This is a genomic window from Magnetospirillum molischianum DSM 120, from assembly GCF_000294655.1.
Taxonomy (GTDB): Bacteria; Pseudomonadota; Alphaproteobacteria; order Rhodospirillales; family Magnetospirillaceae; genus Phaeospirillum; species Phaeospirillum molischianum.
Map to the genome: position 1 here is coordinate 38,056 of NZ_CAHP01000023.1, position 16,399 is coordinate 54,454.

The window sequence follows — 16,399 nt, forward strand, 5'->3', positions numbered from 1 at the left end:
CGCTCGAGGCCAGGAGAAGACCACCATGTTCGACATCTTCATCAAAAGACCGGTTCTGGCGATGGTGGTCAGCCTGCTGATCCTGTTTATCGGCCTGCGCGCCCTGACCAGTCTGCCGGTACGGCAATATCCCGAGATGACCAATACGGTCATCACCATCACCACCACCTTTCCCGGCGCCGATGCCGAACTGATCCAAGGCTTCGTAACCCAGCCGATTCAGAAGGCGGTCGCCACCGCCGAGGGCATCGATTACCTGACCTCGCGCTCGATGTCGGGAACAAGCGAGATCAAAGCCTATATCCGCCTCAATGAGAACCCCGAGGCAGCGATGACCGAGGTGATGAGCAAGGCCAACGAGGTCCGCACCTTGTTGCCACGCGGCATCAACGACCCGATCATCAAGAAGGAAACCGGCCAGTCGTTTGCCTCGGCCTATCTGGCGTTTTCCTCCGACCGCCTCAGCCAGCAGCAGATCACCGATTACGTGATCCGGGTGGTTCAGCCCAAGCTGTCGGCGGTGCCGGGCGTCGCCAATCCAGAATTGTACGGCGGACAAAAATTCTCGGTCCGGGTCTGGATCGACCCGGAAAAGCTGGCTCAGTTCGGCATGGGCACGGATGAACTGCGCACGGCGTTGACCAGCAACAATTACACGTCGGCGGCGGGTTCGACCAAAGGCTCGTTCGATGTCGTGACCACCCAGGCCTCGACTGATCTGCGTTCGGTCGAGGAATTCCGCCAGATGGTCATCAAGCATGATGGGGCGCAGTTGGTCCGACTGGGCGACGTCGCCAAGGTCGAGCTTGGCCCGGAAAGCGAGGATATGAGCGTCTTCGCCAACGGCGACCGCGCCATCTTCATGGGCGTCTTTACGACTCCCGAAGCCAACCCGCTGACGGTGATCCGCCAGATCCGCAATCAGGCTCTGCCCGAGATCATCGAGCAACTCCCCACCGGCCTGACCGCCAGCATCTCTTACGATTCGACCCTGTTCATCGAAGCGGCAATCCGCGAAGTCGCCATCACCATCGCCGAGGCGGCGCTGATCGTGATGGTGGTGATTTTCTTCTTCATGGGCAGCCTCCGATCGGTCGCAATTCCCGTGGTGACGGTCCCGCTATCCCTGGTCGGCGTCGCCATTCTCCTGCTGGCGCTCGGCTTCTCGATCAACCTGCTGACCCTGCTGGCAATGGTGCTGGCGATTGGGTTGGTCGTCGATGACGCCATCGTCGTGGTCGAGAACGTCCACCGCCATATCGAAGAGGGCAAGAGTCCAATCGAAGCGGCACTGGTCGGCACAAGAGAGATTTCCGGGCCGGTGATCTCGATGACGATCACCCTGGCGGCGGTCTATGCCCCAATCGCCTTCATGGGCGGATTGACCGGCACCCTGTTCAAGGAATTTGCCCTGACCCTGGCCGGGTCGGTGGTCGTGTCGGGAGTGGTCGCGCTCACTCTGTCGCCGATGATGTGCTCGCGCATCCTGCGCCACGATACCAACAAAGGCGGCCTGCCCGCGCTGATCGATCGCACCTTCGACGCGGTGCGGACCCGCTACGAACGCTGGCTGGGGGCGTCGCTGGACGACCGGCCGACCACCCTTCTCTTCGCCTTGATCGTGCTGGGTTGCCTTCCGTTTCTGTTCCTGGCGGTGCCGTCCGAACTGGCTCCCGAAGAGGATCAGGGGGTGGTGTTCACCGCCTATAACGGCCCGGCTTCGGCCAATATCGATTACATGGACGTGTTTTCGTCCGAGATCAACACCAAGACCCACGAGTTCCCCGAGACCGCGAACACCTTTCTCATCAACGGGATGGGGGGGGCCAGTTCCGGCTTTGGCGGCATGGTCCTGACCGGCTGGGACGAGCGGACTCGCGCCGCCAACACCCTCACCGCCGCCTATCAGAAAACCCTCAACACCGTCTCGGGAGTCAAGGCGTCGGTGTTCCCGCCCCCGCCGCTGCCCGGCGTCGATGGGTTGCCGGTCGAGTTCGTGATCTCCTCAACCGCTGACTACCCTCTGCTGAATACGATCCAGGCGGAAATGATCCGCCGCGCCCAGGCCGCCGGAATGTTCGCCTTCATCGATTCCGACCTGAAATACGAAAGCCCGCAGACGCGGGTGGTGATCGACCGCGACAAAGCCGCCGCCTATGGCGTCTCGATGCAGCAGATCGGCGACGCCCTGGCAACGATGACCGGCGGCAATTACATCAATCTGGTCAATCTTCAGGGTCGATCCTATCAGGTCATCCCGCAAGTCCCGCGCGAGTCCCGGCTCGACCCGGCCAAGATCGGCCGGTTCCACGTCCGCGGCGCCGACGGAACCGTAATCCCGCTGTCGTCACTGGTCACCCTGCGTCACGAGGTGCAGCCGGTTTCGCTCAACCAGTTCAACCAGTTGAATTCGATCTCCATCACCGCCTTCCCGATGCCCGGCGCCACTCTGGGCGATTCGCTCGCCTTGCTGCGCGACATCAGCGCCGATGTACTGCCCAAGAATGCCGCGATCGATTATGGCGGCCAGTCGCGTCAGTTCATCCAGGAAGGCAACGCCCTGGTGGCGACCTTCGTCTTCGCCCTTATCATCATCTTTCTGGTGCTGGCGGCGCAGTTTGAAAGTTTCCGCGATCCGCTGGTGATCATGGTCTCGGTGCCGATGTCGATCTGCGGCGCGCTGATCCCGCTGGCGCTGGGCGTCGCCAGCATGAACATCTACACCCAAATCGGGTTGGTGACCCTGATCGGGCTGATCACCAAGCACGGCATCCTGATTTGCGAAGTCGCGCGCGAGCAACAGATTCTGCACGGCCTTGACCGCAAGGAGGCGGTGAAGGTCGCGGCCGGAATGCGGCTGCGTCCGATCCTGATGACCACTGCCGCGATGGTCACCGGCCTGTTGCCTCTGCTGTTCGCCAGCGGCGCGGGCGCGGCATCGCGCTTCTCCATCGCGCTGGTGATCGTCGCCGGAATGAGCATCGGCACTCTGTTCACCCTGTTCGTGCTGCCGGTGATCTATACCCTGATCGCGACGCAGCGCCACGGCGCACCTGAAACCGACATCTCGACCGAGCACTCCGCATGACGCCCGAAGAAATACAATCCCGCGTTCTTCATCGCGACGCTTCCGTCCTGGTGATCGACAAGCCCGCCGGTCTGGCGGTTCATGCCGGACGGGCGGGCGACGAGCATCTGGGGCTATATCTCGACGCGTTGCGTTTCGGGCTGCCGCGCTCGCCCGAACTGGCCCATCGGCTGGACCGCGACACGTCGGGCTGCCTGGTGTTGGGCCGACACCGCCGCGCCTTGGCCCGGTTGGGTGAGATTTTCGCCCACGGTGAAGCCAACAAGGTCTATTGGGCCATCGTGGTCGGCCGCCCGCGTGAGGAAGAGGGGCTGATCGAACTGCCACTGAAGAAGCGCGAGGCGAAGTTCGGCTGGCGAATGGACGTTGAAGAGCGCGGCGGCCTGCCCTCGGCCACCCGCTGGCGATTGCTGGGAGGCGATGGGCGGCTGTCCTGGCTGGAATGCCAACCGCTGACCGGCCGAACCCACCAGATCCGGGCACATTGCGCCGCGATTGGCCATCCCTTGGTTGGCGATGCGATTTATGGACGCGGCACCGGCACGCTGGCCGGAGACCGGCTGGCCCTGCATGCCCGCGCGGTCAGCCTGCCCTTCCAGCCCAACCGGCCGCCCCTTTCCATCACCGCCCCCGTGCCCGAGCATCTGCGGACATTGCTGACGGGATGCGGCTGGGCGGGAGAGAATGCCCCTACCCCTTGACCACCCGCACCGTTTCCAGGGTGATCAGGCCTCGGTCGCCAACCAGTCCGGCAAGAGGCTCCAGAAAGGCATCGATCCGTTCTGGACAATCGACGATCTCGACCACCAGGGGCAAGTCGTCGGACAGGCGCAAGATCTTCGCGCTGTGCAGTCGCGACGACCGGCCAAATCCCAACGGCCCGCGCAGCACCGTCGCTCCCGCCAATCCGGCGGATCGCGCCGCCAGCACGACCGCTTCATGCAGAGGATGGCCGTCCTGACGGTCGGACTCGCCCATATAGATACGCAACAAAGCCGCCTCATCTGTATGGATCATCGCGGCCTCCTATCGATTGAGCAGTTGGGCACCGATATGGCCCAACACCACCGCCCCCAGGCACAGCGCCAGCGATAGTGCAATATTGGCCAGTGCCGGCACCCATTCCCCTTCCTGCATCAGCGTCAGAGTCTGGAGGCTGAACGACGAGAAGGTGGTAAAGCCGCCACAAATCCCCGCCATAAAGAAGATACGCCCTTCGGCGGGGACGAACCATCGCCCGTCTGGACCGGTCAGGGTGGCGAAGAACCCAATCGCGAACGACCCTGCGATGTTGATGACCAGCGTTCCCCAGGGAAACGTCCCGCCAACCGCATTGGCAACCAGCCCCGACAGCCAGTAACGCAAGGTTCCACCGATGGCGCTGCCAAGGGCGACAAGAGCATAAGCGAGCATCCGGTTAAGGCTCCGAGTGGTAGTAACCCACAATAGGCCTTGTCCTCCCGTGCCTACGATCCGGTCAACCACAAATCGCACCAGGAACGGGCTTGACGATAGCGGAGTGGTCGGACCACCCTGACCGCCGCAGTTTCCCCCCCGGAGGTCCGCCGTGAGTCCGTCCTGCCCCTATATCCTGCCCGACACCGAGCTTGACCGTTTTTTCATTGAGGACGTGCCTTTTGGCGATTTGACCAGCCGGACGCTGGGCCTTGGTCACCAGCCGGGACGGATGCTGTTCCAGGCGCGCGGCGCGATGGTCGCGTGTTGCACCGAAGAGGCGGCACGGCTGATCGAACGGGCGGGCGGCCGGGTCGGACGCTGCGTCCCCAGCGGCATCCCCTGCGGCCCTGGCGACGATCTGTTGATCGCCACCGGCCCCGCCGCCGCGCTACTGGCCGCCTGGAAAGTGGCGCAGACCTTAGTTGAGACTGCCTCGGGGATCGCCACCGCCGCCGCCACCATCGTTGCGATGGCCCGCGCGGTCGCCCCTGGCATATCGGTCGCCTGCACCCGCAAGACCCTGCCCGGTTCACGCGCCGTCGCCGTCAAGGCGATTCTGGCGGGGGGAGCCTCGCCGCACCGGCTCGGCCTGTCGGACAGTGTTCTGTTGTTTCCCGAACATCGGGCCTTCTTCCCCGACCAGCCGTTGGATACATTGATCGCCGAACTAAAGGCCGCCTGCCCCGAGCGCAAGATCGTCGTCGAAGTCACCGACGCAAAGGGTGCGGTCGCCGCCGCAGAAGCCCGCGCCGACGTGGTGCAACTAGAGAAATTCTCCCCCGACGCGGTTGCCTGGGTCATCAACGCCATCGGCAAGCGGGCCTGTGTCGTCGCCGCCGCCGGGGGCGTCAACGCAGCGAATGCCGCCGCCTATGCCGCCGCCGGAGCCGACGTTCTGGTCACCTCGTCGCCCTATTGGGCTCCGCCCGCCGATGTCGCCGTAACGATCTCGCCGGAGTGATAGATCAGGGGCAAATCCCATCGGTGCGCGGGCAAACCTGCGGCGCGGGAGAGTCCTGCGCCCCCAGGCCAACCCAGCTTTCCAGCACGGCCTCGTCAAACCCGGCTAACCGCCGCCCGTCGCATTCGATCAGCGGTCGTCGGATCAGCAACGGATCGAGACACATCTGCGCCAGAGCTTCGTCGGCAGCGATCGTCTCGGGCACCACCGCCCCGGACTTGACCCGTGGTGCGGCGCGATTGAACCAGTCGGCCACCGGACGGTCACCGAAAAAAGCCCTCAACGTCGCGGGCGTCCAGGCCTGAACGCGGATATCGAGCGCAACCACGTCATGCCCCGACCGGATCAGAATCTGTTTCTGGCTTGCGTTGTTGATGCATCCCGGCTTTTCATAAAATACGATTACGGCCATTCCCTGCGTCTCCTTCTTCGTTTTGTGTTTTCAGGACGTTCGACAGAGCCAGCAGCCCGGTGACCTGAGCGCGGATTTCATCGGCAACGGTCTTGTCGAGCTTGCCGAGCCAGGCGGTGGGGATGTCCCGAATTCCATAGGTCGCCCCGGCCAACATCCCGGCAATCGCGCCGGTGGTATCGGCATCGCCACCCTGGTTGACGACTTCGGTCAGACAGGACCGGAACGAATCGGTCAGGAAGTAGAAATGCAGCACGGTCTGCATCGTATCGACGATATAAGCGCTCGATTGTCCGTGGAAAACCTCGAAGCGAAAGGTCTTATGGGTCTCGACCAAATGCCGGGCGACATCACGGGCCTCGCGCATGCCCCGCCCCTGAACCAGCGCCTGGGTCATCCGCGCCAAGGCCAGGGTGGCGTCATCGGAAAGCGGGTGGTTGTGGGTGATGTGGGCCTGGGCGATTGACCAGCGATCCAGCAGATCGGGACGCCCCAGCGTCGCCAGAACCAACGGCAGATTGCGCATCGCCGCGCCATTGCCAGCATCGCCGTCGCAATAGGCACCCTCGACGCTGCCATTGGTGATGTAGCGGCGAATGCCACGGCGACAGGTGTTGCCGACATCGACCGGGCCGCTTTTCAGCCAGGCGGCGAACTCGTCGCAGATGTCAGGCAGTTCAAAACCTTGGCGGCGAACCAGCGATCGCCCCAGGCACAGGCTCATCTCCGTATCGTCGGTAACCTGTCCCGGCGCCAGATGGAGCCAGCCGCCGCCGATCATCTTGCGATGCAGCCGGTATTTCGCCTGGATCTCACCCCGCGTCATAAACTCGACGGTCGCGCCCAGCGCGTCACCGACGGCAAACCCCAGATAAGCCCCGAGGGCACGCTCGATCAGGGAAGGTTCGGTCATAAGGGCCTCTCTGTCATCGTCAGAATCAGGTCGTGACACACCGACTTCACCGCGAAGCCGTCACAGATAATCAGCGCGGACCCGGTAATCACCGCCGATCACCAGGAATTCGCCTTCGCCCTTCAACGGGTGGAGCGACAGCAAGGTGTTGAAGAACATCACCTTCACCACCGGCACGGTCACGGTCAGGATGGTATCGCCGAAACAATCGGCCACCCCACGGTCGCTGGAAAAAGACGCAAGGTTGTTAAGACGCATCACAACAGTCTTACGGTCGATTCGTTCGACGATCTGGTGTTCGTCAAATGAATTGACCCCACGGAAAAGGGTGATGTGACGCTCGCTCGGCGCGGCGTGAACCTTCAACGCCCACTGGCAAAACTCGTAAAGAATGTCGAGCTGACAGTAAATCGAATTGTTGTGAAAGCGGCTTGACATTTTCTCCTCTACGTAGGAGATCCAGCCCGGCGACGAGAAGCGAGTGATCATCTCTTTGTGATAGGTCGGAAACAGGCCGAACCTGCTCTCGACCCAGCCTTTCAGCACCGCCCCTTCGGGGCCGTTGGAATCGTAGCCCCACCCCTTCAACAGGCGCAGGAAGCTCGACCGATAGCGACGCGGTGCCCCCCCCGCCTGGGCCGAGTTGGCCTCGTGCTGCTCGGGATCGATTCCGAACATCGCCTGCATGTATTTCAAAAAGGCGTCTCCGGCGTCAGCTAACCCCTCGGAATAGCCCAACATCTCGAACAGACGGCGATTCATCTCGCATACGCCGGACAGATGAATCTCACGCGGATCTTCGTTGAAGGCGTCACTGCCCAACAGGTTGGTGGAGAGTCCCACCAGATTGGTGCTGTGCCCAAGTCGGCGATGTGTCGGCTGGTCCATGGCGGGCGAATGACTCTCTTCAGAAGGTGCTCATCCTAATCTTGCAAGAAGCATACCTACCTCTGCCGCACACGCCGCCGCCTGTCTGTCTGCCGCTGTTCGGCTTCGAACACTCCGGTGTTGTGTTGTCGCGTTCCGAACAGCCGCCTGTTTTTTAGGCAACTGCCTCGCGACAATCAGCAACACATTGATTATAAACGATTAACCACCAACCACGCACGGGATTCAACCAAGTTCCGTCCTGGCTCAGAACTTGGCACAGGCCATGCAAGGGTAGGCTTGTGGCAGAGGCGAAACCCTCAGCCGACGATTTAGGAAGGCAGACAGAAAGGAATTCGAACATGCCTCGTCAGATCGCATTTTACGGCAAGGGCGGTATCGGCAAGTCCACCACCTCGCAGAACACCCTCGCGGCGCTGGTCGAAATGGGTCAGAAGATTCTGATCGTCGGCTGCGATCCCAAGGCGGACTCGACCCGGCTGATCCTGAACTGCAAGCTGCAAGACACCGTGCTGCACCTCGCGGCAAAGGCCGGTTCGGTCGAAGACCTCGAACTCGAAGACGTGATGAAGATCGGCTACAAGGGCATCAAGTGCACCGAAGCCGGCGGGCCTGAGCCGGGCGTCGGTTGCGCCGGTCGCGGCGTTATCACCGCCATCAACTTCCTGGAAGAGAACGGCGCTTACGACGACGTCGATTACGTCTCTTACGACGTGCTGGGCGACGTGGTGTGCGGCGGCTTCGCGATGCCGATCCGCGAGAACAAGGCCCAGGAAATCTACATCGTCATGTCGGGCGAAATGATGGCTCTGTTCGCCGCCAACAACATTGCCAAGGGCATCTTGAAGTATGCCGGTTCGGGCGGCGTCCGCCTCGGCGGCCTGATCTGCAACGAGCGTCAGACCGACCGCGAGCTGGATCTGGCCGAGACCCTGGCCAAACGCATCAATACCCAGATGATCCACTTCGTGCCGCGCAACAACATCGTCCAGCACGCCGAGCTGCGCCGCCAGACCGTGATCCAGTACGCCCCGGATTCGTCGCAGGCCGCCGAATACCGCTCGCTCGCGACCAAGATCCACGCCAATGCCGGCAAGGGCACCATCCCGAGCCCGATCACGATGGAAGAGCTGGAAGACCTGTTGCTCGAATTCGGCATCATGAAGTCCGACGATCAGGCCCTGGCCGAGTTGGAGGCCAAGGAAAAGTCGGTCGGGTAAGCCGGACTGTTCCGCCATACCCGCCGGTCGCGGTTCGATCGGTGGGGGGCGGGAGATAAAGAACACGCGGAAAGGAGAAGGGGCATGAGCCTCGACAACATCAACGACACCGCCGCCAACGAGGCTCTGATCAAGGAAGTCCTCGATCAGTACCCGGAAAAGGCTGCGAAGAAGCGTGCGCGCCACCTCGGCACCGTCAAGACCGATGCCGAAGGCAACCCGACCTGTGGCGTCAAATCCAACATCAAGTCCGTTCCCGGCGTGATGACCGTCCGTGGCTGCGCTTATGCAGGTGCCAAGGGCGTGGTGTGGGGTCCGGTCAAGGACATGGTTCACATCTCGCACGGCCCGATCGGCTGCGGCCAGTATTCCTGGTCCCAGCGCCGCAACTACTTCACCGGCACCGTCGGAATCGACAGCTTTGTCACCATGCAGGTGACGTCGGACTTCCAGGAACGCGACATCGTTTTCGGTGGCGACAAAAACCTGGACAAGATGATCGACGAGCTTGAAGTCCTGTTCCCGCTCAACAACGGCATCTCGATCCTGTCCGAGTGCCCGATCGGTCTGATCGGCGACGACATCGAAGCCGTGTCGAAGAAAAAGGGCAAGGAACTCGGCAAGAAGGTCATTCCGGTTCGTTGCGAAGGGTTCCGCGGCGTGTCCCAGTCGCTCGGCCACCACATCGCCAACGACGCGATCCGGGATTGGGTGTTCGACAAGGGTATCCCCGAGTGGGAAGGCACCCCCTACGACGTCAACCTGATCGCTGACTACAACATCGGCGGCGATGCCTGGCCGTCGCGCAAATTGCTGGAAGAGATCGGTCTGCGCGTCATCGGCTCGTGGTCCGGCGATGCGACCCTGGCCGAAATCGAGCGCGCTCCCCGCGCCAAGCTGAACCTCATCCACTGCTATCGGTCGATGAACTACATCTGCCGTCACATGGAAGAGAAGTACGAAATTCCGTGGGTGGAATACAACTTCTTCGGCCCGACCCAGATCGCCGCCTCCTTGCGGAAGATCGCGGCCCAATTCGACGAGACCATCCAGGCCAACGCCGAAAAGGTCATCGCGAAATACCAGCCGCTGGTCGATGGTGTGCTGGCGCGCTTCAAGCCCCGGCTTGAGGGCAAGACCGTGATGCTGTATGTCGGCGGCTTGCGCCCCCGTCACACCGCGACGGCCTATGACGACCTCGGGATGGTCATCGTCGGCACCGGCTACGAATTCGCTCACAACGACGATTATCAGCGCACCGGCCATTACCTGAAGGAAGGCACGCTGATTTACGACGACGTATCCGAATTCGAGCTGGAGAAGTTCATCGAAAAGCTGCGTCCCGATTTGGTCGGCTCCGGCATCAAGGAAAAGTACTCGACCCAGAAGATGGGCGTGCCTTTCCGCCAGATGCATTCGTGGGATTATTCCGGCCCGTATCACGGCTATGACGGCTTTGCCATCTTTGCCCGTGACATGGACATGGCCGTCAATGCCCCGATCTGGAGCAAGCTGAAGGCCCCGTGGAAGGCCGCGTAAAGCGCCTCCCCAGGTTCCGACCAACGATCGTTCGCACGTAAATTCCCTCCCCGCGTGTCGCCCAATATCCGGGGGCGCGGGGAGGCGGGAAGGAGTTTGTCATGCCCCAGAGCGCCGACAACATCAAAGACCACATCTCCCTGTTCTCGGAACCCGAGTACACGAAGCTGCTGGCGGAAAAGAAGGCTCAGTTCGAGTGCCGTCCGAGCGACGACGCTGTAGCGGCCCAGCTCGAATATTCGAAGTCGTGGGAATACCGCGAGAAGAACTTCGCCCGTGAGCACGCCGTCATCAACCCGCACAAGGCCTGCCAGCCGCTGGGCGCGGTGTTCGCCGCCGCCGGGTTCGAAGAGACCCTGCCCTACGTCCATGGTTCACAGGGCTGCGCCGCTTATTTCCGGTCTCACCTCGCCCGTCACTTCAAGGAATCCTCGGCCTGCGTGTCGGACTCAATGACCGAGGACGCGGCGGTGTTCGGTGGTCTCAACAACATCGTCGAGGGTCTTCAGAACGCCCTGAAGCTTTACAAACCCAAGATGATCGCGGTTTCGACCACCTGCATGGCCGAAGTCATCGGCGACGATCTGTCAGCCTTTATCGGCACCGCCAAGGAAAAGGAATCGGTCCCGGCCGATTTCCCGGTTCCCTTCGCTCACACCCCCTCGTTCGTCGGCAGCCACGTCGTTGGCTATGACAACATGATCAAGGGTATCCTGAATTACTTCTGGGATCGTGCGAAGGGCGAGGTGGTTCGCGGCGAGTCGAACGGCAAGATCAACATCATCCCCGGCTTCGACGGCTACGCCACTGCCAACAACCGCGAACTGAAGCGTTATCTCGACACGATGGGCGTCGATTACACCGTGATCAGCGATGTCTCCGACGTGTTCGACACCCCCACCGACGGCATCTACCGGATGTATGACGGCGGGACCAAGCTCGACGACGTTCGCGACGCGATCAATGCTGAGGCCACCATCGCCTTGCAGGAATATTGCTCGGCGAAGACGGTCGAGTACATTCGGTCAAAGGGACAGCCGACCGTCTCCTTCAACTATCCGATGGGTATCGGCGCCACCGACGCCTTGCTGATGAAGATCTCGGAACTGTCGGGCAAGCCGATCCCCGAGAGCATCGAGAAGGAACGCGGCCGTCTGGTCGATGCCATCGCCGACAGCCAGGCCTGGCTGCACGGTAAGAAAGTCGCCCTGTTCGGCGATCCCGATTTCGTCTACGCGATGGCTGAGTTCCTGATGGAACTGGGCTGTGAACCCACTCACTGCCTGTGCACCAATGCGGGCAAGGAATGGGAAGCGAAGATGAAGGGACTGCTGGCCGCCAACCCCTTCGGCGCCGACGCCAAGGTGTGGGTCGGCAAGGATCTGTGGCACCTTCGCTCGCTGCTGTTCACCGAGCCGACCGACCTCATCATCGGCAGCTCTTATGGCAAGTATCTGGAAAAGGACACCGGCATTCCGCTGATCCGCCTGACCTTCCCGATCTTCGACCGTCACCACCATCACCGCTTCCCCACCTTCGGGTACCAGGGCGCGTTGCGGGTGCTGGTCGAAATCCTCGACCGGATCTTCGAGGTTACCGACGCCTCAAGCGATATATCCTACGACCTCACGCGTTAAATCCTCTCTTCTCTCACGCGTGAGGACGGGAAGCCCCGGAGCCAAAAGCTCCGGGGTTTTCGTTTTTGCGATCTGGACAGGGAGAGAGGAAAAGCCTGCTACCGATTACGGAAAGCCGGGCTGCGCTTTTCGATAAAGGCAGCCATGCCTTCCTTCTGGTCCTCGGTGGCGAAGGTGGCGTGAAACAGCCGACGCTCGAACTGTATCCCCTGCGACAGAGAGGTTTCGAAAGCGGCGTTGACCGATTCCTTCGCCATCAGAACCACCGGACGGCTCAAGGACGCGATCTTGTCGGCAACCCTCACCGCCTCGTCGATCAGTTCGGCCAGGGGGACGACCCGGCTGACCAGACCCGCGCGTTCGGCCTCGACCGCATCGATCATCCGGCCGGTCAGAACCATCTCCATCGCCTTGGCCTTGCCGATGGCGCGGACCAGACGCTGGGTGCCGCCCGCGCCGGGAATGGTACCGATCGTGATCTCGGGCTGGCCGAACTTGGCGTTGTCGGCGGCCAGGATGAAGTCGCACATCATTGCCACTTCACAGCCACCGCCCAGCGCGAACCCGGCCACCGCCGCCACCACCGGCTTGCGGCAGGTGGTGATCCGTTCCCAGCCATTGGTAATGAAATCGGCGAGATACGCGTCGATAAAGGTCTTCGACGCCATTTCCTTGATGTCGGCCCCGGCGGCGAACGCCTTTTCCGAGCCGGTCAGAACGATGGCTCCGATCTCGTCATCGGCCTCGAAGGCGTCCAGCGCCTGCCCCAGCTCGCGGATCAGCGCGGAACACAAAGCGTTCAGCGCCTTGGGCCGGTTGAGGGTGATCAGGCCGACGTGACGGCGGGTTTCGACGGTGATGTTCTCGTAAGCCATGGATGAAGAATCCTTCCCTGCGGATGGGGTCATTCCGGCGATACAGCGAAGTGAATCGTTACACCGCCCCTATCGGTGGCGGGGCCAAGACGCAACACTTCGGCCTCGCGACGGTAGACCACGTCGCTCTCGCGGGTCCAACCCAGCTGAGGCAACGTAGCGGCATAAAAGCGCAGGATCTCGGCGACGGCGACTTTACCGCGGGCATAGGCTTCGACGATGCGGCCATTGGGGGAATCGAACGAAACCCCCGCCCCCTCGATCTCGGTCAATCCGGGCGCGAGCGGGAGATCCTCATAGGTGCCGAGGAATCCCCCCGCGCGGGCCGGGCCGGGAGCGGCAACGACGCAGACGGCAAGAACAAGCGCAAGGAACCGGATGGGTGCCATAGACATGGCTATACCATCACCTTTGCCGCCTTGCACAATGGAAAGTGGATCGCCCCCCCTGGACAATCCGTTCAATGCCCGGACAGCCCGGCGGACCCGCGCAATCGGGACAGGGTTGACCGGCGCGGCCATAGACCTTGAAGCCGTGTTGGAAATAGCCGAGTTCGCCATCCGGGCGGACGTGATCGCGCAGGGACGATCCCCCGGCGGCAATTGCTTCGTGTAAAACCGCCTTGATCGCCGAAACCAGAGCAGTCAGTTCGGCCCCGGACACGCTGCCCGCCGGACGCAACGGCGACAGACCGGCACGAAACAGACTTTCGCAAACATAGATATTGCCCAACCCCGCCACCACCGTCTGATCGAGCAGAGCCAGCTTGATCGCGGTGGCCTTTCCCGCCAGGGCGGCCCCCAGAACAGCCGCGTCAAAGCTGTCCTCCAGTGGCTCCGGCCCCAGCCCGGCCAGCAGCGGATGCGCCGCCAGTTCGGTCTCGGTGGAAAGGTCGAGCAACCCAAACCGGCGCGGATCGGTCATCGTCACCAGAGTCCCGTCGTCGGTGACAAACTCGACATGATCGTGTGGACCGGGAGGGGTATTGCGCAGGCCCGAAATCACCATCCGGCCCGACATGCCGAGATGACCCAGCAGAACCAATCCGTCATCGAAATGGGCTAACAGATATTTCGCCCGTCGTCCCACCGAAACGAAGCGCCGCCCGGTCAGGCGCAACGCGAAATTCGTGGGAAAGGGGCGGCGTAGACCGGCGCGGCGGGTCGTCACGGCGGTCAGAGTCCGGTCGAGCCAGACCCGCTCCAGACCACGGGCAACGGTTTCGACCTCGGGCAATTCCGGCATTCTTCACACCATCTCCAGACCTGGCGGCAGAGAGGAGCCTCGCCACCATCCCGGAGTTTATACCAAGTCGCGATGAGGGGAACTCATCGCGACTTGGCTTGGTTCAAGAGACCGCGTGCCTCGTGACGCTAGTCCTGCTTGAACTCTTCATGACAGGCCTTGCAGACCTTGCCGGTGACGGCAGCCTGAGCCTTCAGGGCATCGGGACCGACCTTGGCGGCGGCGGCAAGCTTGGTCGATTCGGCGGCCATCGTCTTCCAGCCTTCGAGGAACTCAGCCGACTTGGCCCCAAACGCCTCGGGCTTGGTCTCGCCCTTGGGCAGGTTCTCGGTCCCCTTGACCCAGCCGATCGGAGCCAGCTTGGCCACCATCACCATGTTCTCGGCACGCTGGGCGGCATCGGCCGGCAACTCACCCTTCCCTGCGGCAAAGCCTGCGATCGGAGCCCACTGCGACTTCAGCGTCTGCATCAGACCTTGGCGCAGAATCAGCAGATCCTCCGGCTTCGACTGCTGTGCCACGGCGGGAAGAGACGCCGCTGCGGCGACACCAGCGACTGCGGCAACCGCCGCACATTTCAGGATGAAACGCATAACTATTATTCTCCCTTTATTAGGTGGAGTTCTCTGCGGCGACACTATGGGGATCGAGCCTCGACTTGCCCAGTAACAAAGTGTTTCCAAAGCCATCGACCTGCCCGATCCCCCTCCCAACGAGTGGGATTACGGTTTGCGTTCGCCGGTACGAATGGTATCGTCGCCGCCGCTCGGGGCGGCACCGCGCGCGGGACAACGCGCGTCCCGATCTAAACCCAGAATTGCCCAAAAACCGGGAGGACGTCGATGAAAAAAATCAATGTCGCCAATCCAATCGTCGAACTTGACGGCGACGAGATGACGCGGATCATCTGGCAGTTCATCAAAGACAAGCTGATCCTGCCTTATCTCGATATCGACCTGAAATATTACGATCTCGGCGTCGAAAACCGTGATGCGACCGATGACAAAGTGACCATTGAGGCCGCAGAGGCGATTAAGCAATATGGCGTCGGCGTCAAATGCGCCACCATCACTCCCGACGAAGCCCGCGTCACCGAATTCAATCTTAAAAAAATGTGGAAGTCGCCCAACGGCACCATCCGCAACATTCTTGACGGCACCGTGTTCCGCGAGCCGATCATCTGCAAGAACGTGCCGCGCCTCGTTCCCGGCTGGACCAAGCCGATCGTCATCGGTCGCCACGCCTTCGGCGACCAGTACCGCGCCACCGATTTCAAGGTACCCGGCCCCGGCAAGCTGACCATGAAGTTCGAAGGTGCCGACGGTCAGGTCATCGAGCACGAAGTGTTCGCGTTCCCCAGCGCCGGAATCGCGATGGGAATGTACAACCTCGACGAATCGATCCGGGGCTTTGCCCGCGCCTGCCTGAATTACGGCAAGGATAAAAAGTGGCCGGTCTACCTCTCGACCAAGAATACGATTCTTAAAGCCTATGACGGCCGCTTCAAGGATCTGTTCCAAGAGGTCTATGAGACCGAGTTCAAGGCTGATTTCGACAAGCTCGGCATCACCTACGAACACCGCCTGATCGACGACATGGTTGCCTGCGCCCTGAAATGGTCCGGCGAATTCGTCTGGGCCTGCAAGAATTATGACGGCGACGTTCAGTCCGACACGGTTGCCCAGGGCTTCGGCTCGCTCGGCCTGATGACCTCCGTCCTGCTGTCGCCCGATGGCAAGACCGTCGAGGCCGAAGCCGCTCACGGCACCGTCACCCGCCATTACCGCGAGCACCAGAAGGGCAAGGCCACCTCGACCAATCCGATCGCTTCGATCTTCGCCTGGACGCGCGGCCTTTCCTATCGCGCCAAGTTCGACAATACCCCCGAGGTCGCCCGCTTTGCCGAGACCCTCGAACGGGTCTGCATCGATACTGTCGAGGCCGGGTTCATGACCAAGGATCTCGCCATCCTGATCGGTCCCGATCAGCCCTGGCTCACCACCACGCAGTTCCTCGACAAGCTCGACGAGAGCCTGCGCGCCAAGATGGAAGCCGCCTGATCCTGCGGGCTTTTCGGCCGGTTAAGATACTGACCACGGCGCGGTTCCCTCCTCGGGGACCGCGCCGTTTTCATGTCCGTCAGGCTCTGACGGGAGTTTAACG

General features: G+C 61.8%; 16 protein-coding genes. 7 read left to right on the forward strand and 9 right to left on the reverse strand.

The window, feature by feature from the left end; all coding sequences use genetic code 11:
* Window positions 1–25: 25 nt before the first annotated feature.
* Window positions 26–3,088: an efflux RND transporter permease subunit gene (locus PHAMO_RS11005; RefSeq protein ID WP_002729363.1), complete on the forward strand. Its 3,063-nt coding sequence runs from the start codon at window positions 26–28 to the stop codon at window positions 3,086–3,088.
* Entirely contained in the window at window positions 3,085–3,789 is a 705-nt protein-coding gene (locus PHAMO_RS11010; protein ID WP_002729364.1) for an RluA family pseudouridine synthase, read from the forward strand. The genes PHAMO_RS11005 and PHAMO_RS11010 overlap by 4 nt, the downstream gene beginning before the upstream one ends.
* Here the strand turns inward: PHAMO_RS11010 and PHAMO_RS11015 are convergent.
* Both PHAMO_RS11015 and crcB read right to left on the reverse strand, forming a co-directional pair.
* Window positions 3,779–4,105 carry a DUF190 domain-containing protein gene (locus tag PHAMO_RS11015; RefSeq protein WP_002729365.1) on the reverse strand — a complete coding sequence of 109 codons (327 nt, stop codon included), beginning with the start codon at window positions 4,103–4,105 and terminating at the stop codon, window positions 3,779–3,781. The genes PHAMO_RS11010 and PHAMO_RS11015 overlap by 11 nt on opposite strands.
* Window positions 4,106–4,114: 9 nt before the next feature.
* Window positions 4,115–4,501, reverse strand: coding sequence for a fluoride efflux transporter CrcB (gene crcB / locus PHAMO_RS11020; RefSeq protein ID WP_002729367.1), 387 nt, complete (start codon window positions 4,499–4,501; stop codon window positions 4,115–4,117).
* A gap of 154 nt (window positions 4,502–4,655) precedes the next feature.
* On the opposite strand from crcB, the gene modD reads away from it, so the two are divergent.
* Window positions 4,656–5,507 carry a ModD protein gene (gene modD / locus PHAMO_RS11025; protein ID WP_002729369.1) on the forward strand — a complete coding sequence of 284 codons (852 nt, stop codon included), beginning with the start codon at window positions 4,656–4,658 and terminating at the stop codon, window positions 5,505–5,507.
* A 4-nt stretch (window positions 5,508–5,511) separates the two neighbouring features.
* Here the strand turns inward: modD and PHAMO_RS11030 are convergent, their stop codons facing one another.
* From PHAMO_RS11030 to PHAMO_RS11040, 3 genes are read right to left on the reverse strand one after another with little or no spacing between them, the layout of a single operon-like run.
* Entirely contained in the window at window positions 5,512–5,919 is a 408-nt protein-coding gene (locus PHAMO_RS11030) for an ArsC/Spx/MgsR family protein (protein ID WP_002729371.1), read from the reverse strand.
* Window positions 5,897–6,832, reverse strand: a complete 936-nt coding sequence (gene draG, locus PHAMO_RS11035; protein ID WP_002729372.1) for an ADP-ribosyl-[dinitrogen reductase] hydrolase — start codon at window positions 6,830–6,832, stop codon at window positions 5,897–5,899. The genes PHAMO_RS11030 and draG overlap by 23 nt, the downstream gene beginning before the upstream one ends.
* A 60-nt stretch (window positions 6,833–6,892) precedes the next feature.
* The gene (locus PHAMO_RS11040; RefSeq protein ID WP_002729373.1) at window positions 6,893–7,720 is read right to left on the reverse strand and encodes an NAD(+)--dinitrogen-reductase ADP-D-ribosyltransferase; all 828 of its coding nucleotides are present in this window, start codon (window positions 7,718–7,720) and stop codon (window positions 6,893–6,895) included.
* A gap of 341 nt (window positions 7,721–8,061) precedes the next feature.
* On the opposite strand from PHAMO_RS11040, the gene nifH reads away from it, so the two are divergent.
* The 3 genes from nifH (at window position 8,062) to nifK (ending at window position 12,116) form a co-directional block, all read left to right on the forward strand.
* Window positions 8,062–8,940: a nitrogenase iron protein gene (nifH, locus tag PHAMO_RS11045; protein WP_002729384.1), complete on the forward strand. Its 879-nt coding sequence runs from the start codon at window positions 8,062–8,064 to the stop codon at window positions 8,938–8,940.
* 84 nt (window positions 8,941–9,024) lie between these two features.
* Window positions 9,025–10,479 carry a nitrogenase molybdenum-iron protein alpha chain gene (gene nifD, locus PHAMO_RS11050; RefSeq protein WP_002729386.1) on the forward strand — a complete coding sequence of 485 codons (1,455 nt, stop codon included), beginning with the start codon at window positions 9,025–9,027 and terminating at the stop codon, window positions 10,477–10,479.
* Window positions 10,480–10,580: 101 nt separating this feature from the next.
* Window positions 10,581–12,116, forward strand: coding sequence for a nitrogenase molybdenum-iron protein subunit beta (gene nifK, locus PHAMO_RS11055; RefSeq protein ID WP_002729388.1), 1,536 nt, complete (start codon window positions 10,581–10,583; stop codon window positions 12,114–12,116).
* A gap of 98 nt (window positions 12,117–12,214) precedes the next feature.
* Here nifK and PHAMO_RS11060 read toward each other — a convergent pair whose 3' ends face one another.
* The 4 genes from PHAMO_RS11060 to PHAMO_RS11075 form a co-directional block, all read right to left on the reverse strand.
* Window positions 12,215–12,991, reverse strand: coding sequence for an enoyl-CoA hydratase (locus PHAMO_RS11060; RefSeq protein ID WP_002729390.1), 777 nt, complete (start codon window positions 12,989–12,991; stop codon window positions 12,215–12,217).
* 29 nt (window positions 12,992–13,020) lie between these two features.
* On the reverse strand, window positions 13,021–13,386 hold the full coding sequence (locus tag PHAMO_RS11065; protein WP_235720831.1) for a hypothetical protein: 366 nt from the start codon (window positions 13,384–13,386) through the stop codon (window positions 13,021–13,023).
* Between the two features lie 10 nt (window positions 13,387–13,396).
* Window positions 13,397–14,236, reverse strand: a complete 840-nt coding sequence (gene mutM / locus PHAMO_RS11070; RefSeq protein ID WP_002729394.1) for a bifunctional DNA-formamidopyrimidine glycosylase/DNA-(apurinic or apyrimidinic site) lyase — start codon at window positions 14,234–14,236, stop codon at window positions 13,397–13,399.
* 128 nt (window positions 14,237–14,364) lie between these two features.
* A complete protein-coding gene (locus PHAMO_RS11075) occupies window positions 14,365–14,829 on the reverse strand; it encodes a cytochrome c (RefSeq protein ID WP_002729397.1) in 465 nt (154 codons plus the stop codon).
* Window positions 14,830–15,078: 249 nt separating this feature from the next.
* On the opposite strand from PHAMO_RS11075, the gene PHAMO_RS11080 reads away from it, so the two are divergent.
* Entirely contained in the window at window positions 15,079–16,296 is a 1,218-nt protein-coding gene (locus tag PHAMO_RS11080; RefSeq protein WP_002729399.1) for an NADP-dependent isocitrate dehydrogenase, read from the forward strand.
* Window positions 16,297–16,399: the final 103 nt, after the last annotated feature.